This is a genomic window from Pseudomonas sp. HMWF021, assembly GCF_003061005.1.
Classification (GTDB): Bacteria; Pseudomonadota; Gammaproteobacteria; order Pseudomonadales; family Pseudomonadaceae; genus Aquipseudomonas.
Map to the genome: position 1 here is coordinate 23,873 of NZ_QAIK01000085.1, position 26,701 is coordinate 50,573.

General features: G+C 62.7%; 24 protein-coding genes. 18 read left to right on the forward strand and 6 right to left on the reverse strand.

What is annotated here, in order from left to right; translation table 11 throughout:
* Nucleotides 1–121: 121 nt before the first annotated feature.
* From DBR18_RS11560 to DBR18_RS11605, 10 genes are all read left to right on the forward strand, one after another.
* Nucleotides 122–1,009 (forward strand): Dyp-type peroxidase, encoded by an 888-nt coding sequence (locus DBR18_RS11560; RefSeq protein ID WP_108590409.1) that lies wholly within the window; start codon nucleotides 122–124, stop codon nucleotides 1,007–1,009.
* Nucleotides 1,010–1,031: 22 nt separating this feature from the next.
* Complete coding sequence (locus tag DBR18_RS11565) at nucleotides 1,032–1,997, forward strand: Gfo/Idh/MocA family protein (protein WP_108590410.1); 966 nt, start codon at nucleotides 1,032–1,034, stop codon at nucleotides 1,995–1,997.
* A 174-nt stretch (nucleotides 1,998–2,171) separates the two neighbouring features.
* A complete protein-coding gene (locus DBR18_RS11570; protein WP_007968661.1) occupies nucleotides 2,172–2,924 on the forward strand; it encodes a GntR family transcriptional regulator in 753 nt (250 codons plus the stop codon).
* Nucleotides 2,921–4,651, forward strand: a complete 1,731-nt coding sequence (locus tag DBR18_RS11575) for a fumarate reductase/succinate dehydrogenase flavoprotein subunit (RefSeq protein ID WP_108590411.1) — start codon at nucleotides 2,921–2,923, stop codon at nucleotides 4,649–4,651. Before DBR18_RS11570 ends, DBR18_RS11575 begins: the two co-directional genes overlap by 4 nt.
* A gap of 26 nt (nucleotides 4,652–4,677) precedes the next feature.
* Nucleotides 4,678–4,923 carry a ferredoxin family protein gene (locus tag DBR18_RS11580; protein WP_003225615.1) on the forward strand — a complete coding sequence of 82 codons (246 nt, stop codon included), beginning with the start codon at nucleotides 4,678–4,680 and terminating at the stop codon, nucleotides 4,921–4,923.
* Nucleotides 4,924–5,161: 238 nt separating this feature from the next.
* On the forward strand, nucleotides 5,162–6,565 hold the full coding sequence (locus DBR18_RS11585) for an ABC transporter substrate-binding protein (protein ID WP_108590412.1): 1,404 nt from the start codon (nucleotides 5,162–5,164) through the stop codon (nucleotides 6,563–6,565).
* A gap of 137 nt (nucleotides 6,566–6,702) precedes the next feature.
* On the forward strand, nucleotides 6,703–7,485 hold the full coding sequence (locus DBR18_RS11590) for an ABC transporter permease (protein WP_108590413.1): 783 nt from the start codon (nucleotides 6,703–6,705) through the stop codon (nucleotides 7,483–7,485).
* Nucleotides 7,485–8,333 carry an ABC transporter ATP-binding protein gene (locus DBR18_RS11595; RefSeq protein ID WP_108590414.1) on the forward strand — a complete coding sequence of 283 codons (849 nt, stop codon included), beginning with the start codon at nucleotides 7,485–7,487 and terminating at the stop codon, nucleotides 8,331–8,333. Before DBR18_RS11590 ends, DBR18_RS11595 begins: the two co-directional genes overlap by 1 nt.
* Nucleotides 8,330–9,292 (forward strand): HEAT repeat domain-containing protein, encoded by a 963-nt coding sequence (locus DBR18_RS11600; RefSeq protein ID WP_108590415.1) that lies wholly within the window; start codon nucleotides 8,330–8,332, stop codon nucleotides 9,290–9,292. The genes DBR18_RS11595 and DBR18_RS11600 overlap by 4 nt, the downstream gene beginning before the upstream one ends.
* Nucleotides 9,289–9,567 (forward strand): DUF971 domain-containing protein, encoded by a 279-nt coding sequence (locus DBR18_RS11605; protein WP_108590416.1) that lies wholly within the window; start codon nucleotides 9,289–9,291, stop codon nucleotides 9,565–9,567. The genes DBR18_RS11600 and DBR18_RS11605 overlap by 4 nt, the downstream gene beginning before the upstream one ends.
* A gap of 131 nt (nucleotides 9,568–9,698) precedes the next feature.
* On the opposite strand, the gene DBR18_RS11610 is transcribed toward DBR18_RS11605, so the two are convergent.
* The 3 genes from DBR18_RS11610 to DBR18_RS11620 all read right to left on the reverse strand — a co-directional run bounded on the left by DBR18_RS11610 (nucleotide 9,699) and on the right by DBR18_RS11620 (nucleotide 14,176).
* Complete coding sequence (locus DBR18_RS11610) at nucleotides 9,699–11,357, reverse strand: phosphoethanolamine transferase (RefSeq protein WP_108590417.1); 1,659 nt, start codon at nucleotides 11,355–11,357, stop codon at nucleotides 9,699–9,701.
* 206 nt (nucleotides 11,358–11,563) lie between these two features.
* Complete coding sequence (locus tag DBR18_RS11615; protein WP_108590418.1) at nucleotides 11,564–12,301, reverse strand: TorF family putative porin; 738 nt, start codon at nucleotides 12,299–12,301, stop codon at nucleotides 11,564–11,566.
* Nucleotides 12,302–12,433: 132 nt separating this feature from the next.
* The gene (locus tag DBR18_RS11620) at nucleotides 12,434–14,176 is read right to left on the reverse strand and encodes an amidohydrolase (protein WP_108590419.1); all 1,743 of its coding nucleotides are present in this window, start codon (nucleotides 14,174–14,176) and stop codon (nucleotides 12,434–12,436) included.
* A 103-nt stretch (nucleotides 14,177–14,279) separates the two neighbouring features.
* Between DBR18_RS11620 and DBR18_RS11625 the strand changes: the two genes are divergently transcribed.
* The 8 genes from DBR18_RS11625 (at nucleotide 14,280) to DBR18_RS11660 (ending at nucleotide 23,149) form a co-directional block, all read left to right on the forward strand.
* Complete coding sequence (locus DBR18_RS11625; RefSeq protein WP_108590420.1) at nucleotides 14,280–15,197, forward strand: LysR family transcriptional regulator; 918 nt, start codon at nucleotides 14,280–14,282, stop codon at nucleotides 15,195–15,197.
* A gap of 226 nt (nucleotides 15,198–15,423) precedes the next feature.
* Nucleotides 15,424–16,041 carry a transcriptional repressor LexA gene (gene lexA, locus DBR18_RS11630; RefSeq protein ID WP_108590421.1) on the forward strand — a complete coding sequence of 206 codons (618 nt, stop codon included), beginning with the start codon at nucleotides 15,424–15,426 and terminating at the stop codon, nucleotides 16,039–16,041.
* Nucleotides 16,041–16,658 carry a translesion DNA synthesis-associated protein ImuA gene (gene imuA, locus DBR18_RS11635; RefSeq protein ID WP_007968686.1) on the forward strand — a complete coding sequence of 206 codons (618 nt, stop codon included), beginning with the start codon at nucleotides 16,041–16,043 and terminating at the stop codon, nucleotides 16,656–16,658. Before lexA ends, imuA begins: the two co-directional genes overlap by 1 nt.
* A gap of 7 nt (nucleotides 16,659–16,665) precedes the next feature.
* Nucleotides 16,666–18,081, forward strand: a complete 1,416-nt coding sequence (locus tag DBR18_RS11640) for a DNA polymerase Y family protein (RefSeq protein ID WP_108590422.1) — start codon at nucleotides 16,666–16,668, stop codon at nucleotides 18,079–18,081.
* Nucleotides 18,078–21,155, forward strand: a complete 3,078-nt coding sequence (locus tag DBR18_RS11645; protein WP_108590423.1) for an error-prone DNA polymerase — start codon at nucleotides 18,078–18,080, stop codon at nucleotides 21,153–21,155. Before DBR18_RS11640 ends, DBR18_RS11645 begins: the two co-directional genes overlap by 4 nt.
* Before the next feature lie 254 nt (nucleotides 21,156–21,409).
* Nucleotides 21,410–22,096: a CsgG/HfaB family protein gene (locus DBR18_RS11650; RefSeq protein ID WP_177482372.1), complete on the forward strand. Its 687-nt coding sequence runs from the start codon at nucleotides 21,410–21,412 to the stop codon at nucleotides 22,094–22,096.
* Nucleotides 22,097–22,124: 28 nt separating this feature from the next.
* Nucleotides 22,125–22,493, forward strand: coding sequence for a DUF4810 domain-containing protein (locus tag DBR18_RS11655; RefSeq protein ID WP_007969675.1), 369 nt, complete (start codon nucleotides 22,125–22,127; stop codon nucleotides 22,491–22,493).
* Complete coding sequence (locus DBR18_RS11660) at nucleotides 22,490–23,149, forward strand: DUF799 domain-containing protein (RefSeq protein ID WP_108590425.1); 660 nt, start codon at nucleotides 22,490–22,492, stop codon at nucleotides 23,147–23,149. The genes DBR18_RS11655 and DBR18_RS11660 overlap by 4 nt, the downstream gene beginning before the upstream one ends.
* A gap of 93 nt (nucleotides 23,150–23,242) precedes the next feature.
* Here the strand turns inward: DBR18_RS11660 and DBR18_RS11665 are convergent, their stop codons facing one another.
* From DBR18_RS11665 to DBR18_RS11675, 3 genes are read right to left on the reverse strand one after another with little or no spacing between them, the layout of a single operon-like run.
* Nucleotides 23,243–23,905 carry a flavin reductase family protein gene (locus tag DBR18_RS11665; protein ID WP_108590426.1) on the reverse strand — a complete coding sequence of 221 codons (663 nt, stop codon included), beginning with the start codon at nucleotides 23,903–23,905 and terminating at the stop codon, nucleotides 23,243–23,245.
* A gap of 11 nt (nucleotides 23,906–23,916) precedes the next feature.
* Complete coding sequence (locus tag DBR18_RS11670) at nucleotides 23,917–25,404, reverse strand: amidohydrolase family protein (protein ID WP_108590427.1); 1,488 nt, start codon at nucleotides 25,402–25,404, stop codon at nucleotides 23,917–23,919.
* Nucleotides 25,401–26,597 (reverse strand): amidohydrolase family protein, encoded by a 1,197-nt coding sequence (locus DBR18_RS11675; protein WP_108590428.1) that lies wholly within the window; start codon nucleotides 26,595–26,597, stop codon nucleotides 25,401–25,403. The genes DBR18_RS11670 and DBR18_RS11675 overlap by 4 nt, the downstream gene beginning before the upstream one ends.
* Nucleotides 26,598–26,701: the final 104 nt, after the last annotated feature.

The window sequence follows — 26,701 nt, forward strand, 5'->3', positions numbered from 1 at the left end:
GCGGCAGCTCCTACACCGATCCCTGTAGGAGCTGCCGCAGGCTGCGATCTTTTGACTTTCATAGCCCACACAAACCCTCCGGCCACAGGTAAACTCCCGCGCACTTTCCCAAGGAGTTCACATGAGTTACTACCAGCCGGGCATTCTCGCCACCCCCGTTCCTGCGCAAGCACGTCACCTGTTTTTCGCCCTTGCGTCGGTTGAAGCACTGCCGCAGGCGATCGACAACCTGATGAATCTGGTGGACGGCAAGTCGGCTGTGATCGGTTTCGGTGAATCCCTGACCAAGGCTCTCAACGTGCAGATCGACGGTCTGCGCAGCTTCCCGGCCATGACCGGCGTCGGCGTGGAAAACCCCTCGACCCAGCACGCGCTGTGGGTCTGGCTGCACGGGGTCGACCGGGGTGAGTTGCTCAACCGCTGCAACGCTTTCGAAGCCGCGCTGGCCCCGGCGCTGCGTCTGGTGCAGGCGCAGGAAACCTTCCGCCACAAGGACGGCCACGACCTGACCGGCTACGAAGACGGCACCGAAAACCCGCACGATGACGCCGCGATCGCCGCCGCGTTGCTGGGCGAGGGCGCTGATGGTCTGGTCGGTGGCAGCTTCGCCGCGATCCAGCAGTGGCAGCACGACCTCAAGGGTTTCCACACATTGTCCGCCGAAGACAAGGACAACATCATGGGCCGTCGCCTCAGCGACAACGAGGAAATCGACGACGCGCCGGTCTCCGCCCACGTCAAGCGCACCGCGCAGGAAAGTTTCGCCCCTGAAGCTTTCGTCGTGCGGCGTTCGATGCCGTGGATCGAAGGTGATCGCGCCGGTCTGATGTTCCTCGCGTTCGGTTTCTCGCTGGATGCCTTCGAGGCGCAACTGCGCCGCATGAGTGGTCTGGAAGACGGTATCACCGATGGACTGTATCGCATCAGCCGGCCAATCACCGGTGGCTACTACTGGTGCCCGCCGCTGAAAGACGGCCACCTCGACCTGCGCGCCTTGCGCATCGGCTGAATTCAAACAAGGGGAGTTGATGATGAATGTGGTGCGTTGGGGCATGATCGGTTGCGGCAGTGTCGCTGAGCGCAAGAGCGGGCCGGCCTTCTACAAGGCGCCCGGTTCGGCGCTGGTGGCGGTGATGGGCCGGCGCCTTGAAGCGGTGAGCGATTACGCCGCACGCCACGGCATCGCCCGGGTTTACACCGACGCCGATGCGCTGATCAACGACCCCGAGGTGGACGCGGTGTACATCGCCACGCCACCCGACAGCCACCATGCCTACAGCCTGAAAGTCGCCGCTGCCGGCAAGCATTGCTGCGTCGAGAAACCGATGGCGCTCAATGCCGGGCAAAGCCGCGAGATGCAGCAGGCGTTTGCCGACGCCGGTCTGCACCTGTTCGTTTCCTACTACCGCCGTTCGTTGCCGCGCTTTGCCCAGGTTCGGCAATGGCTGGCCCAGGGCCGCATCGGTGAGGTGCGGCACCTGAGCTGGACGCTGACCAAGGCCCCATCGGCGGCGGATCTGGACGGCAGCGCCAACTGGCGAACCGATCCGAGCGTGGCCGGTGGCGGCTACTTTGCCGATCTGGCCAGCCATGGTTTTGACTTATTCCAGTACCTGCTCGGCGATATCGTCGAAGTCGCCGGTTTCACCGCGCGGCAGGCCGGGTTGTATGCGGCGGAAGATGCGGTCAGCGCCAGTTGGCGGTTTGCCTCCGGAGCACTGGGCATGGGCTGCTGGAGCTTTGTCGCGGATCGGCGTGAGGACCGGGTGGAGATTATCGGCAGCCTGGGTCGGATCGCTTTCTCCGTGTTTGACGAACATCCGGTGCAGCTGTTCGCCGATGAGCAGATCAGCCTGGAAATCCCCCATCACGAGCACATTCAGTGGCATCACGTGCTGGGCATGAATGCGCATATCCGTGGCGATTCGCAGCATCCGGCCGTCGCCGAACAGGCCGTCAAGACCGATTGGGTGATGGACCAGATTCTCAAGCGTTAAAGTCAAAAGATCGCAGCCTTCGGCAGCTCCTACAGGGCAATCTGTAGGAGCTGCCGAAGGCTGCGATCTTTGCTTTTCAAGGGCGTGTCTAAGGTTATGCCCAAACAATATTTCTCAAGCTTGTCATAACGTCTCTAAGATCACGTCATAACTCGTTATAACAAGTGATCCCTGATGACCGATAACGTCCTGTCCCTCAGTAGCGTCCCCTTGCACACCCAACTGCGCGATGTCCTGCGTGCGCGCATTCTCGATGGCGAATACCCGCAAGACAGCCAGATGCCGTCGGAAAGCGAGCTCGGCACGCTGTTCAAAGTCAGCCGCATCACCGTGCGCCAGGCGCTGGGTGATCTGCAGAAAGAAGGGCTGATCTTCAAGATCCACGGCAAAGGCACCTTCGTCGCCAAGCCGAAAACCTTTCAGAACGTCAGCAGCCTGCAAGGCCTCGCCGAGTCCATGACCGGGCGCGGCTACGAGGTGATCAACCGCCTGCGCAGCTTCAAATTCATCCCCGCCGACAAACGTGTCGCCGAGCGTCTGCAGGTTGCCGAAGGCGAGACCGTGGCGCAGATCAAACGCGTCCGGTTGATCAACCGCGAACCGATCTCGCTGGAAATCACCTACCTGCCCAAAGCCGTCGGCGAACGGCTGGAGAAGGCTGATCTGGTCACCCGCGACATCTTCCTGATTCTGGAAAACGACTGCGGCATCGCCCTCGGCCACGCTGACCTGGCGATCGACGCGGTGCTGGCCGACAGCGATCTGACCCAGGCGCTGAACGTCGAAGCCGGCTCGCCAATCATGCGCATCGAGCGTCTGACCCACGACGCCAACGGCCAGCCGCTGGACTTCGAACACCTTTACTACCGTGGCGATGCGTTCCAGTACCGCCTGCGGATCGACCGGCAAAAAGGGGAGCAGGCATGACGCGCAACACCTTGGAACAGGAATACGACATCGTCGTGATCGGCGGCGGCACCGCCGGGCCGATGGCGGCGATCAAGGCCAAAGAGAAGAACCGCGATTTGCGCGTGCTGCTGGTGGACAAGGCCAACGTCAAGCGCAGCGGCGCCATCAGCATGGGCATGGACGGCCTGAACAACGCGATCATCCCCGGTCACTCGACGCCGGAGCAGTACACCAAGGAAATCACCATTGCCAACGACGGCATCGTCAATCAGGCGGCGGTGTACGCCTATGCCACCCACAGCTTCGAAACCATCGAGCAGCTTGACCGCTGGGGGGTGAAGTTCGAAAAGGACGAGACCGGCGATTACGCGGTGAAAAAAGTCCACCACATGGGCGCCTACGTGCTGCCGATGCCGGAAGGGCACGACATCAAGAAAGTCCTTTACCGCCAGTTGAAACGCGCGCGGGTGAGCATCACCAATCGCCTCGTTTGCACCCGCTTGCTCACCGACGGGGAGGGCGCGGTCAACGGGGTGATGGGCTTCGATTGCCGCACCGCCGATTTCCATGTGATCAAGGCCAAAGCGGTGATCCTCGCCTGCGGCGCGGCCGGTCGCCTGGGGCTGCCGTCCTCCGGTTACCTGATGGGCACCTACGAAAACCCGACCAATGCTGGCGACGGCTACGCCATGGCCTATCACGCCGGGGCCGAGCTGGCCAACCTCGAATGCTTCCAGATCAACCCGTTGATCAAGGATTACAACGGCCCGGCCTGCGCCTACGTCACCGGTCCGCTCGGCGGCTACACCGCCAACAACAAGGGCGAACGCTTCATCGAGTGCGACTACTGGAGCGGGCAGATGATGTGGGAGTTCCACCAGGAACTGGAAAGCGGCAACGGCCCGGTGTTCCTCAAACTCGATCACCTGGCCGAGGAAACCATCCAGAACATCGAGGAAATCCTGCACAGCAACGAGCGCCCGAGTCGTGGTCAGTTCCACGCCAATCGCGGCACTGATTACCGCACGCAGATGGTCGAGATGCACATCTCCGAGATCGGCTTTTGCAGCGGCCATTCGGCGTCCGGGGTGTGGGTCAACGAACGTGCCGAGACTTCGGTGAAAGGTTTGTATTCGGCGGGTGACATGGCTGCGGTGCCGCACAACTACATGCTCGGTGCGTTCACCTACGGCTGGTTCGCCGGGCACAACGCGGCGGATTTTGTCGCCGGGCGCGAGTTCTCGGCGCTGGATGCCGCGCAGATCGAAACAGAGAAAGCGCGGGTCTACGCGCCACTGGATCGTGAACAGGGGCTGCCACCGGCGCAGGTCGAGTACAAGCTGCGGCGCTTCGTCAACGACTACCTGCAACCGCCGAAAGTGACCAAAAAAATGCAGATCGGCTTGCAGCGCTTCAGCGATATCGAACGCGACCTCGATCAGATGAAAGCCCACAACGCCCACGAACTGATGCGCGCGATGGAAACCAGCGTGATCCGCGACTGCGCGGAAATGGCCGCGCGCGCCTCGCTGTTCCGCGCCGAGAGCCGCTGGGGCCTGTACCACTATCGCGTCGATCATCCGCAACGCAACGACAGCGAATGGTTCTGCCACTGTCATTTGAAGAAGGGCGAGGACGGCCGCATGACCAGTTTCAAGAAGCCCGTCGAGCCGTACATCATCCCGCTCGATGCCGAAGAAATGCAGGCCTATGACCGTTTGCGGGTCGGCGCATTTGCCGCTTGATACACCACTGAAAGAGAGTCCGAACCATGGCCTATCAAGCCCAGGAAATTTTCTTCCGCTCCAACGCCCCGGTCACCGTGGACGAGGACAAATGCATTGCTGAAAAGGGCTGCACCGTGTGCGTCGACGTCTGCCCGATGGATCTGCTGGCGATCAACCCGGCCACCCAAAAGGCCTACATGGCGTTTGATGAATGCTGGTACTGCATGCCGTGCGAAAAGGACTGCCCTACCGGTGCCGTAAAGGTCGACATCCCTTATCTCCTGCGGTGACTGCGCGGACGCCATCGCTGGCAAGCCAGCTCCCACAAGGATTTGTAGTGAGACATGGATTTCGCGAACACCCGAGAAACCTGTGGGAGCTGGCTTGCCAGCGATGAGGCCCGCCTGGACAACACAAAAGCCATCCGGAAACCCCGGACGCTGGATTCACCGAAACCCCTCGTTTCCCACCGCGCCCTGATCGCGGCGGAGACGAACATCCAATAAACGATTCGAGGGGAAACACACCATGTTGCGTGCAGCACTCGCCGGTCTGGTACTGGCTTCATTGACCCTGTCGGCCTCGGCCGAAACCATCCGCATCGCCATCGGCACCCAGGACACCACCATCAACTGCGCCGCTGGCGGGCTGTTGATTCGTGAACTCGGTCTGCTCGACAAATACCTGCCGCACGACGGCGCCTACAAAGATGCGAAATATGATGTGCAGTGGAAGAACTTCACCAGTGGCGCGCCGCTGACCAACGAGATGGTCGCCGGCAAACTCGACTTCGGCGCCATGGCCGATTTCCCCGGTGCGTTCAACGGGGTGGCGTTCGAGACTGCCGGCAAGCACAGCTTGTTCATCAGCGTGCTGTCGGGCAGCATCAAGGGCAGCGGCAACGGCATCGTGGTGCCGAGCGCGTCCGGTGTGCAGGCGCTGAGCGAACTCAAGGGCAAGACCATCTCCGTGCCATTCGCCTCGACCGCCCACGGCATGCTGCTGCGCGCGGTGGCGGAGCAGGGCTGGGACCCGCTCAAGGACGTCAACATCATCGCCCAGCCGCCGGAAGTCGCCGGCTCCGCGTTGCAGGCCGGCAAGATCGACGCCCACGCCGATTTCGTGCCGTTCGCCGAACTGTTCCCGAGCCGTGGTTTCGCCCGCAAGATCTACGACGGCGCCCAGGCCAACGCGCCGACTTTCCACGGAGCGCTGGTGGATCAGGCCTACGCGAAACAGTACCCGGAAATCGTCGTCGCCTACCTGCGCGCAAGCATCGAGGCCAACCAGTTGTTGGCCGCCGAGCCGGAGAAATACAGCGAGCTGATCGCCAAAGTCACCGGCGTCGACGCCGAGGTCAACTACCTGTTCCACGGCCCGCTCGGCGTGCAGACCCGCGACCTGAGCTGGAAGCCGGAATACCGCCAGGCCGTAGGCACGGCGATCGACACCCTGAAGCTGCTGAAGAAGGCCGATCGCGGGCTCGACCTCAACACCTTCATCGACGATCAGTACATCCGCGCTGCCTTCAAGGCCTCGAATCTGGACTACACCGCGCAACTCGCCAACTACGCGCAAACGCCGTTGAAAGCGCCGGATGCGGCGACCGGCAAAGCCATCGCCGACGTTAGCCACGTCGCCGAAATCTGGGTGCGCGGTGAAGACAAGGTGCGCCAGTACGCCTCGGCGGAATCGGCCTTCACCGCGTTGGCCGCACTGAAGCAGGAAGGCAAAAACATCCGCGCGGTGTATGCCCAGGCCAGTGACAGCGGGATCAAATTGCTCGCCGATCAGGCGTGGTTCGCCAGCGATGCCAAGGGCCGCTTGAGCGCGTTCCTGCTCAAGGGTCAGGCGCAGCAGTTTGCGGCGGCGCAGGGCGGCAAGGTCTTCGACTTCACCGATGCCACAACCCAGGCCGTGGCTGCCCGCTAACCCGAGAACACCGCGCCCCTCTGTAGGAGCTGCCGAAGGCTGCGATCTTTTGATCTTGCTTTTTAAAATCAAAATCCAGATCAAAAGATCGCAGCCTTCGGCAGCTCCTACAGGGGGGCGTGGTGAAAGGAATATTTATGTTCAGATCCATTAAGCGCTGGGTTCCAAGGGCCGCGTCTTTGCTGCTCTGCCTGCTCTTCTGGCAACTCGCCGCCAGCCACCACTGGAACCTTGGCCTGGTCACCTTCGCCAACGTGCCCACGCCGTTGGCCGTGATCGAAGCGGCGCTGGGCCTGGGCGATTCCGGCAAGCTGCTGCAGCACCTGAGCGCCAGCCTCAGCCGGGTTTTCGCCGGTTACCTCGCGGCACTGGTGATCGGCATCGCTCTGGGCCTGGCCATCGGCCGCTCGAAATGGGCCGAAGACCTGCTGCTGCCGCCGCTGGAAGTGCTGCGGCCGATCCCGGCGGTGGCGTGGATTCCGCTGGCGATCCTGATGTTTCCGTCGTCGGAGCTGTCGATGGTGTTCATCACCTTCACCGGCGCGCTGTTCCCGATCCTGCTCAACACCGTGCACGGCGTTGAAGGCGTCGACCCACGGCTGATCGCTTCGGCAAAAAGCCTCGGGGCAGGGCGCCGGGCGATTCTGCTGGAAGTGATCTTGCCCGGCGCTGCAACGAGCATCATCACGGGGCTGGCCATCGGCATGGGCACCTCGTGGTTCTGCCTGGTGACGGCGGAAATGATCTCCGGCCAGTTCGGCATCGGTTACTACACCTGGGAGTCCTACACCATTCAGAACTACGCCGATATCGTCGTCGGCATGCTGCTGATCGGTGTACTGGGCATGGGCAGCAGCCTGTTGATCAAACGCCTGGGCGGGCTGTTCACGCCCTGGCACCGGCCACGAGGAAAAGCCTGATGAGCGCGATGCAAACCCCGGAAGGGCGAATCGATATTCGCCAGTTGTCGATCGTGCTCGGTGAGGGGCAGCAAGCCTTCGAAGCCGTGCACGGTCTGGATTGCCAGATCGAACCGGGCCAGTTCGTGTGCATTCTTGGCCCGTCCGGTTGCGGTAAATCGACCTTGCTCGGCGCACTCGCCGGACACTTGAGCGCCCATACCGGCAGCCTCAAAGTCGATGGCGGCGAGGTCAGCGGGCCGTCGCCACAACGCGGCATGGTGTTCCAGCACCACACGCTGTTCCCGTGGCGAACGGTGCGCGACAACGTTGCCTTCGGCCTGAAAATGCGCGGCATCGGCAAAACCGAACGCCATCGCGCAGCCGATGAAATCCTCAAACTGGTGGGCCTCGACGGCTTCGCCGAGCGCTGGCCCGATCAGCTCTCCGGCGGTATGCAGCAGCGGGTGGAAATCGCCCGGGTGCTGGTCAACCGTCCGCGTCTGCTGCTGATGGACGAACCGTTCGGCGCGCTGGATGCCTTGACCCGACTGAACATGCAGGAACTGCTGCTGGACATCTGGACACGGATTCGCACCACTGTGGTGTTCGTCACCCACGACATCGACGAGGCGCTGTTTCTCGCCGATCGCTTGCTGGTGATGAGCGCGCGCCCTGGGCGAATCATCGAAGACCTGCGGCTGGATTTCCCACGCCCGCGTACTTCTGAACTGGTCACCAGCGCCGAATTCTCTCGCCTCAAGCGCCATTGCCTCGACCTGCTGCGCCACGACAACGACCGACCGCTGCCGCGCCTCAATCCGCTCGGCCTGCCTCCCGAAAACCCCTTGCCGCGATTTGCCCTATGACCTCATTTTTTGCTGTGACCGATAACGATGACATCCTCGCCCTGCAACCGCGTCTGACCGCTGACGATGCCGGTGTGCGGCGCATTGCACTGATTGATCTGGCGGATCTGGAAGAACCGGACGGCCTGCTGTGGCTGGTCGAAAGACTGAGCGAAGATCCGGCCGAAGAAGTCCGCGCCGAAGCCGCGCGGCTGCTGGAGGCGTGGGAAGACGAACCGGTGGTGGCTGCGCTGTGTCAGGCACTGACCGATCCGTCTGCAGCAGTGCAGGCAGCCGCTGCGCAAAGTCTGAGCCTGCTCAAAACTGAAGCCGCCGGCCGGGTGATTCTGCCGTGGACCGGTCATGCGCAAGTCAGTGTGCGAATCGCCGCGTTCCGTGCCTTGCGCGAATTGCGTTTTGCCGCTGCGGCACCTGCTGCAGTCGCGGCTCTTGATGATGCCGACGCCAACGTGCGCCGCGAAGCTGTCGGCGTGCTCGGCTGGCTCAAGCAGCTCGACGCATTGCCGGCATTGGCGCGACTGTGCAGCGCCGACCCGGACACCGAAGTGCGCCGCGCCGCCACCGGGGCTTTGGGATTGGCCTCCAGCGCTGAAGTCCTGCCGGCCCTGCGTCAGGCGCTGCAGGACGACGCCTGGCAAGTGCGCGAAGAAGCGGCGACAACCCTGGGCAAGGTCGGCCATACCGACGCCGGCCCGGCATTGATCGCAGCCCTCGGCGATGACTACTGGCAAGTGCGCCTGCGCGCCACCCGCAGCCTCGGGCGTTTGCGCTTCGCTGCGGCGCTCGACGCCCTGATCGAAACGCTTGGCCATCGCATCAGCAACCTGCGCAAGGAAGCCGCGCTGGCCCTCGGTGAGTTGAATGATCGCGGTGCGGTGGCGGCGTTGCAGGCGGCGCAGGATGACGGAGATCCGGAAGTGCGCAAAGCGGTGCGGATTGCCTTGAGTCAGCTGCAATGAGCCCGCTGTCGGTGGGCAACTCGCAAAACGAACGGACACTGCGCCTGAGCTGGCCGGACGGCCGTGAATCGCAGCTCAACCACGCCGAACTGCGCCGCCAGTGCCCGTGCTCGCAGTGCCGCGCGTTTCGCCTGAAAGGTGGGACTCCGCTGGTGGATGACCGCGTCCGCCTGATCGAAATCAACCCGCAGGGCTATGGCGTGCAACTGGTGTTCAGTGACGGCCATCAGCGCGGGATTTACCCGTGGGACTATCTGGCCCAGCTCAGTTCTTGAAAACACTGCTTTCCCTGTGGGAGCTGGCTTGCCAGCGATGAGGCCGGCACACCAGGCATCTATGTAAATGACATACCGCCATCGCTGGCAAGCCAGCTCCCACAGGGTTTTTCGGGTTTCCAGAATTAGGGTTACTGCGCAGCCGTCATCGCCGGCCGGCACCCACGAAACACATCCAGCCCCGGCTGATACAGCGCGGTCTTCACCTCGAACAACCCCAGCACCGAATGGAACAGGTTGTCATGGCTCAGGTCCGGCTGCCCGGTCTTGCCTTGCAGGCAATCGCGATCGATCCCCAACTGCGCCAAGGTGTTGTTGCCGAACCACATCACCATCGGCACATGGGTCTGCGCTTCCGGCGCCAGTGCATACGGCGCCGCGTGCAGGTACAAACCGTTTTCACCCAGCGATTCGCCGTGATCGGAGACATACACCATCGAGGTGTCCAGTGAGTCCTGATTGCGTTTGAGCAACTCGATCACCTTGGCGAGGAAGTGGTCGGTGTAGAGGATGGTGTTGTCGTACACGTTGACCAGTTCATCGCGGCTGCAACTGCCCAACTGGTTGGTGTGGCAGATCGGGGTGAAGCGCTCCATGCTTTTCGGGTAGCGCTCGTAGTATTCCGGGCCGTGGCTGCCGTCGGCGTGCAGGACAATGATCGCGTGGCCCCTGAGGCTGTCGATGTAGCTTTGCAGATCGGCCAGCAGCGCCTCATCGAGGCAGTTGTTGCCGTCGCAGAACGGCCCCGGCTGATTCTTCGCGATGTCGCGGTGCGGCACGCGCAGGCAGGTGCCCTTGCAGTCACTGTTGTTGTCCAGCCACAGCACCTGCACGCCGGCGCGTTGCAGGATGTCGAGCAGGCCTTCGTAGGTTTTGCCTTTCTTGTCGCTGTAATCCTCACGCGGGAACATCGAGAACATGCACGGCACCGACACCGCCGTGGACGTGCCGCAGGAGTGCACCTGAGTGAAGTTGAGGATGTCCAGTTTGCTCAGCTCGGGATTGGTCTCGCGCGCATAGCCGTTCAGCGAAAAATGATCGGCGCGGGCGGTTTCGCCGACCACGAACACCATCAGCGACTTCTTCTCGCGGTTGGCGGCATTGGCGCTCATCACCGCGTCTTCACCGATGGCCTGCACCACAAAATGCTTTTTGATGCCCAGACGTTGCTTGGTGTACTTGCTGATGGCGTAGATGTAGTTGGTCGGGTTGATGAAATGGGTGAGCTTGTCTTCTTCGCGGAAGATCGGCGCGTAGGTCGAATAGAACGCGCCCACCGACGCACCGATCACCAGCACGCAAGCGGCAATCACCAGCAGCTTGTTGAGCACGCCGCGAAAGAACGGTCGATAACTCACCGGCCAGCGCCAGATCAGCACCGCTGGCAGCACGCCGAGCAACAGCACGTAGGCCAGCAGCTTGCCGTTGAACAGCGCCGCAGCCTCGGCCGGGTTGGTTTCGAACACGTTCTGGATCATTACCGTGTCGATGGTGATCCCGTATTCGTTCATGAAATACGCGGCGCAGGCCGAGAGCAGCGCGACCACGGTCAGCGCCGGTTTCAGCGTCCAGCGAAACGAAACAAGGGTCAGCAGCAGGGTGATCGCCGCCCACAGGAACAGCCCGAACGAAGCAAAAAACGCCAGTTTGTGCGCGCCCTGCAGGGTGATCAGATTACCCAGCGCCTTCCAGGTCGCCAGGTTGTACAGCGCCACCAGTGCCAGGGAAAACAGCAGCACCAGACGGGTTGAAGTGATGGACGGTAAACGCAGTCCTTTGCCCAAAGCCATTACTCACATTCCTCCAGCAGAATAGAAAACACACGCGGTTACGCGCGTAACTGTAGAAGAACAATAGTAAAAATTCCGTAAACATCTCGTAACAAACACCCGACTCCCTGTAGGAGCTGCCGCAGGCTGCGATCTTTTGATCTTTCTTTTTAAAATCAAAAATCAAAAGATCGCAGCCTGCGGCAGCTCCTACACGGGGCGGGGGGTCAGAAGGATTTGCTGAGGCTGGCGACCACCGTTGCAGTGCACACATCCTTGAATCCCCAGTTGCTCAGGCATTGGCTCTGCGACAGATCGGTGTCGATATAGCTCAGGCCCAACACCACTCCGGCCAGGTTGTGGGTCAGCTTGACCTCCCATTCACGGTAACTGTCCTCGCCATGCCCGGACGCCGAGTACAAATTCGGGTCCTTGAGATCCATGTTGCCGTAACGCAGCTTCAGGCCGGAATCGAACGGCAGCTCGGTTTCATAACCGACGTAGGTGTAGAGCGAACTCTGCTTGCTGTCGATTCCCGGCGCATCGCCGGAGTAATACGCCGCCAGCTTCACCCCGTGGAAGCCGAGAATCCCGTAAACCTCGCTCTGGTTGAACTGGCTTTCCCTGGGGTAGGCGTACTTGATGTAGCCCAGATCGAGGCTGACATCCTCGGTGGCTTGCCACAGCCAGCCGGCGTAGTAATCGACTTCCTGCCGGGTTTTCAGACCGCCGCCGAAATCGACGTTGGAACTCCAGGCCCCCGCGTACAAACCGCTGCTGTGGGCCAGGGTCAGACCGGCCTGCACAGCCGGGTCATTCTGGGTTTGCGAGATGCCGCGGGTGCGGTAGTCGCTGGCCAGGGTCAGGTCGACCAGTACGGCGAAATCGTCGTTCAGGGGAATTGCGTGGCTGCTCAGGGGCAGCAGGCTCAAGGAACTCAAGGCGAGCAAGGGCAAGGCTTTCATGTGAAGTCCCGGTGTTGTGATTGTTTTAGGGGCTGGACGCAAAACCTGTAGGAGCTGCCGAAGGCTGCGATCTTTTAAAAACAAGATCAAAAGATCGCAGCCTTCGGCAGCTCCTACACGGGGAACGAGTTGTTATGGGGTGGCGGTGTAGACCTGGCGGCCAGCGAACCAGGTCTGCAGCACCTGGGTGTCATGCAGGGCTTTTTCGTCGACGCTGAACACGTCGCGATCGACCACGATGAAATCGGCCTGTTTACCCGGCGTCAGTGAGCCGATCTGCTTGTCCAGGCCAATGGTCCGCGCCGCATTGGCGGTGTAGGCGTAGAACATGGTTTCGCGGTCCAGTCGCTCGTCGGCATTCAGCACCCCCAGCGGGCCGATGCGGGTGATGGCCTGGGCCATGGCGTTGAACGGGTTGGGCGAGGACACCGGCCAGTCGCTGGCACCGGCAATCGTCGCGCCCTGTTTCAGCAGCGAGTGCGCCGGGTATTGATAACGGAAGGCGAGGGCGCTGACGTAGGGTTTGATCATGTCGGTGGTGTAGTCGTCGGCGCTGGCCCACAGCAGTTGCATCGAAGCGATCACGTTCAGCGGCTTGAAGCGGGCGAACTCTTTCGGGTTTACCATTTGCAGGTGGGTGATCGAGTGAGTGATGCCGCTCTGCCGATCTTTGCGCGCGCGCTCGATACCGTTGAGCGATTCACGCACCGCGCGGTCGCCGATGGCGTGGATGTGCACCAGCCAGCCGCGCTGGTCGATGGCGCTGACCAGTTCGCCGAAATGCTCTGGATCGATCAGCAGCTCGCCCTGTTTGTGCGAGTTGCTGTACGGATCGATCATCGCCGCGCTCTGCGCCGGGTACTCGATCACGCCATCGGCGAAGATCTTGATCCCGGGCAGGCTCAGGTTGGGGATGCCCTGAAACTGCTGGCGCACCTTATCCAGCGTGTCGAGGTCGGCGGGCACGCTTTTCGGATTGGCGACCAGCAGCGCGGCGACATGCACACTCATGTCGCCACTGGCCGACAACGCTTTGTAGGCCGGCAGCACGCCGACGGTTTTCTCGGTGGGTTTGAGCGCGAACACGGCCTCGCCCGGCGCGGCGTTGGCGGCCGGATCCATCCACGCGGTGATGCCGAGGCTGTTGTTGAAACGCACGGCGGATTTGGCCGCGTTGAGCATGTCGGCAGGGCTTGGCACCGGCATTTTTGCGGCGACCCGATCCCAACCGGCGTCGACCACAAAACCATTGGGCTCGCCGCTTGGCAGTTTGCCGATGGTGTCTTTTTCCGCGTTGGGCAGGTTCTTGAGCAACGCCGCGTCGATACCGGCGCGCTTGAGCATCACGTTGTTGGCCCATGCGGTGTGGTGATCGCTGCCGATGAACACCACCGGCACGTCGGCCCATTCGCCCTGGTTGAACGTCTTGCCCAGCGCTTCGGCCTGCGCCCAGTACGCCGAACTCATGCCGGCGATGCTCAGCACGTCGCCGTGTTTCGCCTTGCCGTCATCACGCCAGGCGCGCAGACGCTTTTGCAATTCATCGAGGGCGACGACTTCGTCTTCCATGTTGGCCGAGACCATTTCCAGGCCGCCGAAAATTGCGTGGGAATGACTGTCGATCAAACCCGGCATCAGGGTTTTGCCGCCTAGGTCGATCACTTGTGTGCCGGGTTCAATCAAAGCCTTGATTTGCGCATCGGTGCCGACTTTCAGCACCTTGCCGTTTTCCACGGCCAGCGCCTGCACCTTCGGTTGCGTGCGATCGGCGGTGAAAATCTTGCCGTTCACCAGCACCAGATCGGTGGCGGCCATGGCTTCCATCGAGGCAAAACTTACAGCGCTCACCAGCAGGCTCGGGATGAATCTTTTCATTGAAGATTTCCTTGTTATTGCGTCTGATGGCCAGATTAGTGGCTGACACTGGCCGACAGAACGCCTCCCTCACGAAAAACGTTTTTGCCTGAATGGAAAAAGCATGGACAAGCTGGGTGCACTGAAAATGTTCGTGGTCACCGCGCAACTCGGCAGTTTCAGCCGCGCGGCCGAGCAACTGGGCAAGACCCCGTCGGCCCTGACCAAAGCGGTCAATCACCTGGAGTCGGAACTCGGCGCACGGTTGTTCGAGCGCAGTACACGGCGGATCCTGTTGACCGAAATCGGCCGGGTGTACCTGGAAACCGCGCGGCTGGTGTTGCAGCGGCTGGAGGAGGCCGGCGAGGAAATCGAACAGTTGCAGCATGGTCTGCGCGGCAGCTTGAAAATCACCGCACCGCTGGCGTACGGGCGGGCGTTTCTCGATCAGGTGTGTGACGGCTTTTTGCAGCAATACCCGCAGATCAGCCTGCAAGTGGACCTGTGCGACGCGTTCGTCAATCTGCTGGAAAGCGGCTACGACCTGGCCTTGCGCGAGGGCCATGACGACTTGCCGGGGCTGATTGCGCGGGTGGTCGGCAGCAATCGACTGGCGTTGTGCGGCAGCCCGGACTATCTGGCGCGCAAGGGATTGCCGGTGAATCCGCAAACCCTTGAGCAGCATGACTGGCTGCTGTATCAGCATCCGTTGCTCAGCCGCGAGTTCCGGTGGGCCGAGCGCGACGGCCAGCGCCTGAGCCTGGCACAGCCATCGGCACCGCGCTTGCGCAGCGATAATTACGACCTGCTGCTGGCCGGTGCCCTGGCAGGACGCGGCTTGCTGCACACGCCGCTGTGGAGTGCCGCGCCGTACATCGCTGACGGGCGTCTGGTGCGGGTCATGGCTGACTACGAAATCGACCCCGACACCTTCGGCCCGCACATCCTCGCGGTGTACCCGAGCCATCGACGGGCCACGGCCAAGGTCGTGGCGTTCATCGATTACATCGCCGCCTTCCTCGCCGAACGCGGCCTCAACTGACATCCATTCCCCCTGTAGGAGCTGACGAGTGAAACGAGGCTGCGATCTTTTGATCTTGCTTTTTAAAATCAAAAGATCGCAGCCTTCGGCAGCTCCTACACAGTTCCCGGGTCGCCTCTTTTGTAGGAGCTGCCGAGTGAAACGAGGCTGCGATCTTTTGATTTTTGTGGATCGCCGGCCCAGGCCGACTGGCGGTGCTTGTCAGTAAAATCCCCCAGGAGTACAAATGTACTCCATGACGAACCTGACTCCCCGCCGTACCGCCATCCTGACCTTTATCCGCGAACGCATCGCCGAACACGGTCAGCCCCCAAGCCTCGCTGAAATCAGCGAGGCTTTTGGTTTTGCCTCGCGCAGCGTGGCGCGCAAGCATGTGCTGGCGCTCACCGAAGCCGGGTTTATCGAGGTCAATCCGCACCAGGCCCGGGGCATTCGCCTGCTTGGGCAACCCGCGCGGCCGGAGCTCCTGGATATTCCCGTGCTCGGTCGGGTCGCCGCCGGTGCGCCGATTGGCGCTGATGCCGACATCCATAACCGCTTGATGCTCGACCCTGCGCTGTTCTCCCGCACCCCCGATTACATGCTGCGGGTGCAGGGCGATTCGATGATCGAGGACGGCATTCTCGACGGCGATCTGGTCGGTGTGCGGCGCAATCCCGAGGCGCTCAACGGCCAGATCGTGGTGGCGCGCCTCGACGGTGAAGTGACGATCAAACGCTTCGAGCGCGTCGGCGATGAAGTCCGGCTGCTGCCGCGCAACCCGGCGTACCAGCCGATTGTCGTGCGCGACGATCAGGACCTGGCCATCGAAGGCGTGTTCTGCGGTCTGGTGAGGCAAGGCTGATGGGCGCCGTCGTCGCACTCGATACGCTGTTCAATGGCGGCCAGGTCTGGAAGGGCCGGCCTGCGCCGCCGGCGGCCAGCCCGCAACCCACCGGGCATGCCGCGCTGGATGCGGCGTTGCCCAGCGGCGGCTGGCCGGAAGCGGCGCTGAGCGAAATCCTCCTGGCCGGCCCCGGGGTCGGCGAGCTGCAACTGGTGTGGCCGACCCTGGCGCGGCTGTCGGCGGCGGGCGAGCGCATTGTGCTGGTGGCGCCCCCGTTCGTGCCGTACCCGCAGGCGTGGGCGAACGCCGGGGTCGATCTGCGCCAGTTGTCGGTGATCCAGGCCAGCGAACGCGATGCCTTGTGGGCGGCGGAACAATGCCTGCGTTCCGGCAGTTGCGGCGCGGTGCTGTGCTGGCCGCACAAGGCCGATGATCGTGCGTTGCGGCGCCTGCAGGTGGCGGCGGAAACCGGCCAGACCCTGGCGTTTGCCTGGCGCCCGCTGAGCGAGGCGATCAACCCGTCGCCGGCCGCGCTACGCATTGCCATCGACGCCAGACCGGCGCAGTTGCGTGTACTCAAATGCCGGGGCGGGCTGGCGCGCACGGCGCCGATTGCGTTTGCCGTTGGGCACTGAGGTCATCATGCGCTGGGTGTGTATTCTGTTCCCGCAATTGGCCCTCGACGCGGTGCTGCGTCAGCGTGCCGATCCCGATGAGCCGTTGGTGCTGCTCAGCGGCCCGGCCCAGCGCCGGGTGCTGCAAGCGGTCAATCCGGCGGCGCGTCAGCTCGGCCTGCGCGCCGGCCAGTCGATGACCGCCGCCCAGGCCCTGAGCAAAGGCTTTGCCACTGCCGATTACGACCTGGCCGAGGTCGAACACTGGCAACAGTTTCTTGCCGCGTGGGCCTATCGCTTCAGCGCGCAGGTCAGCGTGCATTACCCGCGTACCGTGGTGTTCGAGATCGAATCCAGCCTGGGCCTGTTTGGTTCGTGGGCGCAGTTCGAAGCACGGTTACGCAAGGAACTGACCGAGCTGGGCTTCCGCCATCGCATCGTCGCCGCACCGAATCCGGTGGCGGCGCGGGTGCTGGCCAACGCCTATGACGGTCTCGTCGTACCGGACGGTGAAGCCCTGCAACATCACCTCGGGCAGTTGCCCGTCGACCGTGTCGGGCTGGAGCCGCAGGTCGCCACGGCGCTGACGCGCATGGGCCTGCGCAACCTGAACCAGCTGCAGAGCCTGCCGCGCCAGGCCCTGGCCCGGCGCTTCGAAGCCTCAATGCTCAAGCATCTCGACACCTTGTTCGGCGCACGGCCGCTGGCCTTGGCGTTCTATCTGCCGCCGGATCGTTTCGATGTGCGCATCGAACTGAATTTCGACGTGCAATCCCATCAGGCGCTGTTGTTCCCGTTACGTCGATTGACCGCTGACCTGTCGGCGTTCCTCTGCGGACGTGACAGCGGCGTGCAGCGTTTCGACCTGCATCTGGAACACGCCGGGTTGCCGGACACGGTGATCAAGGTCGGCCTGCTCAGCGCCGAGCGCGATCCGGCGATGCTTTTCGAACTGGCCCGGGGGCGGCTGGAGCAAGTGCAGGTGGAGGCCCCGGTGCGTGGTTTTCGCCTGCGCGCCGAGGATCTGCCGAGTTTCGTGCCGCAGTTTCAGGAACTGTTCGATGACCGTCCGCAACAGACCTTGCCCTGGGAGCAATTGCGCGAACGCCTGCGCGCACGGCTCGGCGATGACGCGGTGCAGGGCCTGCGCTTTCAGGCCGACCATCGCCCGGAATGTGCCTGGCAGAACGGCGTCGACAAGCAGCGTTGCAGCGGGTTGCCGAGTGTGCAGCGCCCGGGCTGGCTGCTCGGCGAACCGCAGAGCGTGGCCGAAGGTTCGGCACGGATCCTCATGGGCCCGGAGCGCATCGAGTCCGGCTGGTGGGACGGTGATGACGTGCGCCGCGATTATTACCTGATCCAGAACCACGCCGGTCAGCAGGGCTGGGCCTATCGGGCGGTGGGCGAGGGCGGTCCGTTGTGGCTGCAGGGCTGGTTTGCATGAGCGAGGGTTATGCCGAGCTGCACTGCCTGTCGAACTTCAGTTTCCAGCGCGGTGCCTCCAGTGCCTTGGAGCTGTTTCAGCGGGCGAAAAAACACGGTTATCAGGCGCTGGCGATCACTGATGAATGCACGCTGGCCGGGATCGTCCGCGCCTGGCAAGCGGCGAAATCAGTGGAGCTGCCGCTGGTCATCGGCAGCGAAGTCCGCATCGATAACGGCCCGAAACTGATACTGCTGGTGGAGAATCTTGCGGGCTATCAGGCCTTGTGCGGCTTGATCACTCAGGCCCGACGGCGGACGCAGAAGGGCCAGTACCAGGTGCTGCGCGAGGATTTCAGCGAGCCGCTGCCGGGATTGTTCGCCATGTGGGTGCCGGACAGTGTCGATGACGTGGAGGAGGGGCGCTGGCTGAAACAGACCTTCGGCGAGCGCCTGTATCTGGCGGTGCAGCTGCATTGCGGGCAGGACGACCGGCGGCGGCTGACGGCCCTGCTGAATCTGGCCGATCAGTTGCAGATTGTCGCCGTGGCCAGCGGCGATGTGCACATGCACGCCCGTGGCCGGCGCGCCCTGCAGGACACCATGACCGCGATCCGCCATCACGTCCCGGTGGCCGAGGCCGGGTTGCGCCTGCACCCCAATGGCGAACGGCACTTGCGCAGCCTCGACGTGTTGCGCGAGCTGTATCCGCAAGCGTTGCTCGACACCTCGGTGCAACTGGCCCGGCGTTGCACGTTCGAGCTGGGCGAGTTGCGCTATCAATATCCGAAGGAGCTGGTGCCAGAGGGGCACACCGGCAGTTCCTGGTTGCGGCAGTTGACTAAAGAGGGCATCGCCTGGCGCTGGGAAAAAGGCGCGCCCTTCAAGGTGTTAAGGCAGATCAACAAGGAACTGAAGCTGATCGCCGAACTCGGCTACGAAAGCTACTTCCTCACCGTGCACGATGTGGTGCATTTCGCCCGCCAGCAAAAAATCCTTTGTCAGGGCCGTGGTTCGGCGGCCAACTCGGCGGTGTGTTTTGCCCTGGGCATCACCGAGATCGACCCGGACCGCACCACGCTGCTGTTCGAGCGTTTCATGTCGAAAGAACGCAACGAGCCGCCGGACATCGACGTTGACTTCGAACACGAACGCCGCGAAGAAGTCCTGCAATACGTGTTTCGCCGTTATGGCCGGCGGCGTGCGGCGCTGACGGCGGTGGTCAGCACCTACCACGCCGCCGGTGCGGTGCGCGACGTGGCCAAGGCCTTGGGGCTGCCGCCGGATCAGATCAATGCGCTGGCCGATTGCTGCGGTCACTGGAGCGATGAAACGCCGCCGCTGGCGCGCTTGCTCGAAGGCGGCTTCGACCCCGACAGCCCGCTGCTGCGCCGGGTGCTGAGCCTGACCGGGCAACTGATCGGTTTTCCCCGGCACCTGTCGCAACACCCCGGCGGTTTCGTGATTTCCGAGCAGCCGCTGGACACCCTGGTGCCGGTGGAAAACGCGGCCATGGCCGAGCGCACGATCATTCAGTGGGACAAGGACGACCTCGATGCGGTCGGGCTGCTCAAGGTCGATATCCTCGCCCTCGGCATGCTCAGTGCGATCCGTCGCTGCTTCGACTTGCTGCGCCGTCATCGCCATCAGAATCTGAGCCTGGCGACGATTCCACCCGAAGACAAACCGACCTACGAGATGATCAGCCGCGCCGACACCATCGGCGTGTTCCAGATCGAATCCCGGGCGCAGATGTCGATGCTGCCGCGGCTGAAACCGGCAAAGTTCTACGATCTGGTGATCGAGGTGGCGATCGTCCGCCCGGGGCCGATTCAGGGCGGCATGGTTCATCCGTATCTGCGCCGACGCAACAAGGAAGAACCGGAAACCTATCCCTCGCCGGAGCTGGAAGTGGTGCTCAAGCGCACCCTCGGCGTGCCGCTGTTTCAGGAGCAGGTGATGCAGATCGCCATTGTCGCCGCCGACTACAGCCCAGGCGAGGCTGATCAGTTGCGCCGCTCGATGGCCGCGTGGAAACGCCACGGCGGGCTGGAGCCGCACAAGGAACGTCTGGCCGCCGGCATGAAGAAAAACGGCTACACCCCGGAATTCGCCGCGCAGATTTTCGAGCAGATCAAGGGTTTCGGCAGTTACGGCTTTCCCGAATCCCACGCCGCCAGTTTCGCCTTGCTGACTTATGCCAGTTGCTGGCTCAAGTGCCACGAACCGGCAGCGTTCGCCTGTGCGCTGATCAACAGCTGGCCGATGGGTTTCTACAGCCCGGATCAGATCCTTCAGGACGCGCGCCGCCACCAATTGCAGATCCGTCCGGTGGACGTGCGCGCCAGCGACTGGGATTGCAGCCTCGAACCGATCAGCGGCGCGCAACCGGCGATCCGCATGGGGCTGCGGATGATCAAGGGTTTTCGCGAGGAGGATGCCCGGCGCATCGAAGCGGCGCGGGCGCGGGGGGCGTTTGCCGATGTCGCCGATCTTGGCGAACGCGCCGCGCTCGACAGCCGCGCCCAGGCGCTGCTGGCCGATTCCGGAGCGTTGCGCGGCATGGCCGGGCATCGGCATCGCGCACGCTGGGAAGTGGCCGGGGTGCAGAAACAGCTGGGCCTGTTTGCCGGGTTGCCGAGTCAGGAAGAGCCGGATGTGCTGCTGCCCAAACCGAGCGTCGGCGAGGACCTGCAGGCCGATTACGCGACCATCGGCACCACGCTGGGGCCGCATCCGTTGGCGCTGCTACGCGGTGAACTCAAGGCACGGCGTTGCCGCAGCTCGCAGGAATTGCTGGACGTCGAACACGGCCGGCCAGTGAGCATCGCCGGGCTGGTCACCGGGCGTCAGCGGCCGGGCACCGCCAGCGGCGTGACCTTCGTCACCCTCGAAGACGAGTTCGGCAACGTCAACGTGGTGGTCTGGCGCGATCTGGCCGAGCGTCAGCGCCAGGTGCTGGTCGGCTCGCAACTGCTCAAGGTCGATGGCCGCTGGGAGCGCGAAGGCGAAGTCCGGCATTTGATCGCCGGGCGGCTGAGCGATCTGACTCCGCTGCTCGACGGCATCCGCGTACAAAGCCGCGACTTCCACTAACACCGATCCCCCTGTAGGAGCTGCCGCAGGCTGCGATCTTTTGATCTTGTTTTTAAAAAACCAAGTCAAAAGATCGCAGCCTGCGGCAGCTCCTACAGGGGGGATTTGTGGTGTTCAGATCAGCCAATTCATTGGCGTCAAAAAAATCTGTCGCGAATGATGGCACTTTGTCATAATGCCGCCCCTTTTCCCGCTCCCCACTGCGTTGCCGTGCCGGGACACATCGTTTTTTTCAGAAGGAATGCACAGTGAGAATGATCTCCAGGATGTTGGTCTCAGGCGTTGCGATTGCCGTGCTCGGCACCCTCGCCAGCTCCCTGGCCGGGTGCGCTACCGAAAGCTCCCGCGCACTGCCGGTGGCCAAGGTCGAGAGCGCCGCGCAAGTCTGGACCGGCGCTCGTGTGCCGATGGCGGTGGGCAAGTTCGATAACCGCTCCAGCTACATGCGCGGGATCTTCTCCGACGGCGTCGATCGTCTCGGCGGGCAGGCCAAAACCATCCTGATCACTCACTTGCAGCAGACCAACCGTTTCTCGGTACTGGATCGCGACAACATGGGCGAGATCCAGCAGGAAGCCGCGATCAAGGGCCAGGCTCAGCGCCTCAAGGGTGCCGATTACGTGGTCACCGGTGACGTCACCGAGTTTGGCCGCAAGGAAACCGGCGACCATCAGTTGTTCGGCATTCTCGGCCGGGGCAAGACCCAGGTTGCCTACGCCAAGGTCAACCTGAACATCGTCAACATCAGCACTTCCGAAGTGGTGTATTCGACTCAGGGCGCCGGCGAATACGCCTTGTCCAACCGCGAAATCATCGGCTTCGGCGGCACCGCTGCGTACGACTCCACCCTCAACGGCAAAGTCCTCGATCTGGCCATGCGCGAGGCGATCAATCGTCTGGTCGATGGCATGAACGCCGGTGCCTGGAAACCGGCCAACTGATCGCTATTCATTGCAAGGAGCAACACCCATGAATCTGACTTTGTCGCGGTCGCTGCTGGCCCTGACGCTGGCCGCCAGCGCCTTGCTGGCCGGTTGCAGCAGCCCGAAAACCCTGTACCAGTGGGAAGACTACCAACCGCAGGTCTACGAATACTTCAAGGGCGAAGAGCCGAAGGAAGCCCAGGCCGAAGTGCTGGAGCGCGACCTGCAGAAGATCCGTTCCACCGGCAAGGCCGTGCCGCCGGGTTACCACGCGCACCTCGGTCTGCTGTACCTGAGCATGGGCAAGGACGATCAGATGGTGCAGCAGTTCCGCACCGAGAAAGCGCTGTTCCCCGAGTCCGGCCCGTACATGGATTTTCTGCTTAAAAACGCCAAGACCGGAGACGCCCAATGATCTCGCGCACCCTGAAACTGTTGGCCGCCGGTTTGGCCCTGACCGTACTCGGTGGCTGCGTCGCGCCGAAAACCGTGGATTACTCGGCGTACAAACAAGCGCGGCCGAAGACCATTCTGGTGCTGCCACCGCTCAATACATCGCCCGACGTGAAGGCGTCGTACAGCCTGCTGTCGCAGGTGACGTTCCCGCTGGCCGAAGCCGGTTACTACGTGCTGCCGATCGCCCTGGTGGACGAAACCTTCCGCCAGAACGGCCTGACCACCCCGGATGACATTCATCAGGCTCCGGCCAACAAGCTCAAGGAAATTTTCGGCGCCGACGCTGCGCTGTACATCACCGTGACCGAATACGGTACGCGCTACATGGTGATTAGCAGCGAAACCGCGGTAACCGCGACCGCCAAACTGGTGGACCTGAAATCCGGCACCACGCTGTGGACCGGTTCGGCCCGGGCGTCGAGTGAAGAGGGCGGCAACAACAGCGGTGGCGGGTTGGTCGGCATGCTGATCACCGCCGCGGTGAAGCAGGTGATCAACAGTTCGACCGATGCCGGATACCCGATTGCCGGTGTGGCGAGCAATCGCCTGTTGTCGGCGGGGCAACACGCCGGCTTGCTGTATGGCCCGCGTTCGCCGAAATACGGCACGGACTGAAGATCAAAAGATCGCAGCCTGCGGCAGCTCCTACAGGGGATTGCATTCCACATGTAGGAGCTGCCGCAGGCTGCGATCTTTTGCTGTTGGCGTTTATTTGGCAGAAGGCCAGAACCGTTCGCCACCCCCCGGCGCTTCCGTCCACGCTTGCAACGAGCGGGTCGGCAAGTCGAAATAATCCCGGGTCCGCGCATAGCCATGGCCGCCCATGCGCCCGATCGCATCTAGGCCCAACTGATCGATGTACAGCGTTTTTGGATCGATCAGTTCTTCGCGCACATGCGCCATCAGCACCTCGCCAAAAATGATCTCCCGCGACTGACCGATGTTCAGCGCCATCATCCGTCGACACTCCAGCGCCACCGGTGCCTCGCCGATGCGCGGGCATTTGACTGTGGTGCCGGGGATCGCCGTCAGGCCGGCGGCGGTCAGTTCATCAAAGCCCGGAGCGAACGGCACGGCGCAAACGTTCATCGCTTCCACCAATGCATCGCTGACGATGTTCACCGTGAATTCCTGATTCAACTGGATATTGCGCGTGGTGTCCTTGGGGCTTTGGTCGCCGTAGTTTTCCACGCCAAGGGCAAGAATCGGCGGATCGGCGGACAGCGCGTTGAAGAAGCTGAACGGTGCGGCATTGACCCGGCCTTCACCATCAATGGTGGTGACCAGGGCAATCGGGCGTGGCACCACGCTGCCGATCAGGATCTTGTATTTTTCCCGGGGGCTGAGCTGGCTGAAGTCGAAGCTGTGCATGGCAGATATCTCTAAAGAAGTGGATCGATTGCGCTCAATGGCGCTTCGGCGCTGTAGTCGTCAGCGAACGGGATGGCTGGCTGGAACAGGGTCTTCCAGTCCGGGCGAGCAAAGGCCCGCTCGCTGTGGCTGCGCATGAGTTTTTCGTATTGGCGCTGGGCCTGACGTTGCAGGGTGGGGTAGTCGACGCCATTGACCTGACCGTCGTGCATCACGCAGCGACCGTCGATGTAACTGGCGATGCAATCGTCGCCGCGCCCGGCCAGCAGCAGGTTTTTCAATGGGTCGAACAGCGGCCCCAGATGCAGGCCGCGCAGGCTGAACACGGTAATGTCAGCCTTGGCACCGGAAGCCAGACGTCCGAGGTCATCGCGGCCCAAAGCCCTGGCGCCGCCAAGGGTGGCGGCGTTGTACAGATCGAGGCTGCTGGTCAGCGAAGCATCGCCTTCCATCAGGCGTGCGACGTTTAAACCGTGGCGCATGTTTGCCAGCAAGTCCGCCGGCCAGGTGTCGGTGCCGAGGGCGAAGTTGATGCCCTTGGCCCGATAGCGCCCGAACGAGTTCAGCGCCTCGCCATCGCGGGCGAACACCAACGGGCAGTGCACCAGGCTGGCGCCACCGTCGATCACCCGTTGCAGATCGTCGTCACCACGGGTGTAGATGCCGTGAGGCAACAGGCTGCGCGGCGTCAGCAAGTCCAGTTGTTGCAGCCAGCCCAGCGGTGAAGTGCCGCGCAACTGCTCGACCATTGCCACTTCGCTGCGCGCCTGGCAGCAATGCAGGCGCATTGGCGCATTCAGTTCGCGGCTCAACGCCGAGGTGCGTTGCAGCAGCGCCGGGGTGCAGGTCTGGATGCGATCGGGCAACAGCGCGCCGCGAATCAAGCCGTTGTGGGCACCGTCGAAGTCCTTGAAGAAACGTTCAGCCGCCGCAAGCCCGGCCAACCCTCGTTCTTCATCCCAGTGATGGGCGAGTGTGCCGTCGGCGCGCCAGTAGCTCATGCCGCTCATGTAGCAAGGGCCGAGGTAGGTACGCAGCCCGAGTTCACCGGCAACGCCTGCGACGGCGGCAAACTCGGCGTAGGTCTCGGCCCACTCGCGGTAGTACATCGAGGTGATCGGCATCGCCGTGGTGATGCCGTTGCGGATCAACTGCGTGAAGGCGTAGCGGTATTTGAAGATTTCTTCTTCGGGGCTGTAGGTTTCACGCGGGCCTGCTGCCAGATATTCGGCAGACCACATGCGACCCATGCTGCGCTCGTCGCCGTTGTCGAGGGTCAGCACGGTGGAGTCCAGATCTCCCAACGCGTCCAGATCGATGAAGCCGGGGCCGATCAGCGCATTGCCGTAGTCGATCCACTGATCTACCGGCCCCTGATAGCCGCGCCCGACGAACTCGATCCGCGAGCCGGCGAACACCACCTCACCGTCACGCCACAGCACGTGCTGCGTGCCGTCGAAGCCGACCACGCAACTGGCGCGCAAGCCGATGCGTTTCACAGGCGACTGTCCAGCAGACGACCACCGCTGGCGATCAACGCACCGCCGCGATAGACCTCACGCACCGGACGCGCCACCACGGCCTCGCCAAGGGTCTCGACCGGCATCAGCAGAAAGTCCGCTGGCCGTCCGAGATCGAAGCCGTAATCGGTAACTCCCAGCGCAACCGCGCCATTGACCGTGGCCGCTTCGAACGCCGCCGCCAGTTCATCGTCCTTGCCCAGATCGAAACGAAACGCCAGCAGCATCGCCCGCTCGAGCATGTCGCCGTTGCCCATTGGCGACCACGCATCACGAATGCCGTCGGAGCCGAGACACACGTTGACGCCGGCTTCGCGTAACGCCAGAAACGGTGGCACAGCGGTGTCGGCCGGCGCCGAACTCATCAGCGAAATGCCCAATGCGGCGAGGCGCTCGGCCACTGGTCGCACCTGGCTCCACGGCAGCATGCCCAGGCAGTAGGCGTGGCTGATCATCACCCGATGCTGCAGGTTGAAGTGTTCGGTGTATTCGGCGATTCGCGCGATTTGCCACAGGCCCAGTTCACCTTTGTCGTGCAGGTGAATGTCGACGCCACGGCCGAACTCGGCGGCGAGTCTGAAGACGAAATCCAGCTGCGCAATCGGGTCGTTATCGATGCCGCACGGGTCGAGGCCGCCGACGTTTTCCACGCCCAGGGCCATGGCTTCGCGCATCAGCTCGGCGGTGCCGGGGCGGCTGATCAGCCCGGTCTGCGGGAACACCACCAGTTGCAGGTCGATCACGTCTTTGTAGCGTTCGCGTAGATGCAGCATGGCTTCGACGTGGCGCAGACCGAATTCGGGGTCGATGTCGACGTGACAGCGCATCGTCAGCGAGCCACGGGCGATGCAGTTTTCCAGCAGCGCACCGGCGCGTTCGGCAATCGGCGCCTGAACTTCGCGCAGTACCCGGCGTTCGTTACTGATGTAGTCCTTGAGCGTCGGGCCGGCGCTGTTCGGGCGCCACGGCTGGCCGTAGAGGGTCTTGTCGAGGTGGACGTGGCTTTCCACCAGTGGCGCGGTGAGCAATTGTTTGTGGCCGTCGATGTCGCTGGCGGCCAGCGGGATGTTCGAGGCCGGGCGGCGCTGGGTGAACCGGCCGTTTTCGATCAGCAGGTCTTCGGCGGGGCCGCCGTAGGGGCGGACATTTCTGAGCCATTGTGGCTGGGTCATCGGTTTACCTCGGTTTCAGTGGTGTCTGGTCGGGCCTCTTCGCTGGCAAGCCAGCTCCCACAGGTTCAAGGGTGTACTCAATTTCTGTGAACGACACAGGTCCT

Coding starts and splice junctions, on each gene's coding strand:
- DBR18_RS11610 (WP_108590417.1), bottom strand. CDS start 11,357: ATGGCTTTGGGCAAAGGACTGCGTTTACCGTCCATCACTTCAACCCGT.
- DBR18_RS11585 (WP_108590412.1), top strand. CDS start 5,162: ATGTTGCGTGCAGCACTCGCCGGTCTGGTACTGGCTTCATTGACCCTG.
- DBR18_RS11560 (WP_108590409.1), top strand. CDS start 122: ATGAGTTACTACCAGCCGGGCATTCTCGCCACCCCCGTTCCTGCGCAA.
- DBR18_RS11620 (WP_108590419.1), bottom strand. CDS start 14,176: ATGAAAAGATTCATCCCGAGCCTGCTGGTGAGCGCTGTAAGTTTTGCC.
- DBR18_RS11575 (WP_108590411.1), top strand. CDS start 2,921: ATGACGCGCAACACCTTGGAACAGGAATACGACATCGTCGTGATCGGC.
- DBR18_RS11615 (WP_108590418.1), bottom strand. CDS start 12,301: ATGAAAGCCTTGCCCTTGCTCGCCTTGAGTTCCTTGAGCCTGCTGCCC.
- DBR18_RS11590 (WP_108590413.1), top strand. CDS start 6,703: ATGTTCAGATCCATTAAGCGCTGGGTTCCAAGGGCCGCGTCTTTGCTG.
- lexA (WP_108590421.1), top strand. CDS start 15,424: ATGTACTCCATGACGAACCTGACTCCCCGCCGTACCGCCATCCTGACC.
- DBR18_RS11595 (WP_108590414.1), top strand. CDS start 7,485: ATGAGCGCGATGCAAACCCCGGAAGGGCGAATCGATATTCGCCAGTTG.
- DBR18_RS11570 (WP_007968661.1), top strand. CDS start 2,172: ATGACCGATAACGTCCTGTCCCTCAGTAGCGTCCCCTTGCACACCCAA.
- DBR18_RS11580 (WP_003225615.1), top strand. CDS start 4,678: ATGGCCTATCAAGCCCAGGAAATTTTCTTCCGCTCCAACGCCCCGGTC.
- DBR18_RS11605 (WP_108590416.1), top strand. CDS start 9,289: ATGAGCCCGCTGTCGGTGGGCAACTCGCAAAACGAACGGACACTGCGC.
- DBR18_RS11655 (WP_007969675.1), top strand. CDS start 22,125: ATGAATCTGACTTTGTCGCGGTCGCTGCTGGCCCTGACGCTGGCCGCC.
- DBR18_RS11645 (WP_108590423.1), top strand. CDS start 18,078: ATGAGCGAGGGTTATGCCGAGCTGCACTGCCTGTCGAACTTCAGTTTC.
- DBR18_RS11675 (WP_108590428.1), bottom strand. CDS start 26,597: ATGACCCAGCCACAATGGCTCAGAAATGTCCGCCCCTACGGCGGCCCC.
- DBR18_RS11600 (WP_108590415.1), top strand. CDS start 8,330: ATGACCTCATTTTTTGCTGTGACCGATAACGATGACATCCTCGCCCTG.
- DBR18_RS11640 (WP_108590422.1), top strand. CDS start 16,666: ATGCGCTGGGTGTGTATTCTGTTCCCGCAATTGGCCCTCGACGCGGTG.
- imuA (WP_007968686.1), top strand. CDS start 16,041: ATGGGCGCCGTCGTCGCACTCGATACGCTGTTCAATGGCGGCCAGGTC.
- DBR18_RS11565 (WP_108590410.1), top strand. CDS start 1,032: ATGAATGTGGTGCGTTGGGGCATGATCGGTTGCGGCAGTGTCGCTGAG.
- DBR18_RS11660 (WP_108590425.1), top strand. CDS start 22,490: ATGATCTCGCGCACCCTGAAACTGTTGGCCGCCGGTTTGGCCCTGACC.
- DBR18_RS11650 (WP_177482372.1), top strand. CDS start 21,410: ATGATCTCCAGGATGTTGGTCTCAGGCGTTGCGATTGCCGTGCTCGGC.
- DBR18_RS11625 (WP_108590420.1), top strand. CDS start 14,280: ATGGACAAGCTGGGTGCACTGAAAATGTTCGTGGTCACCGCGCAACTC.
- DBR18_RS11665 (WP_108590426.1), bottom strand. CDS start 23,905: ATGCACAGCTTCGACTTCAGCCAGCTCAGCCCCCGGGAAAAATACAAG.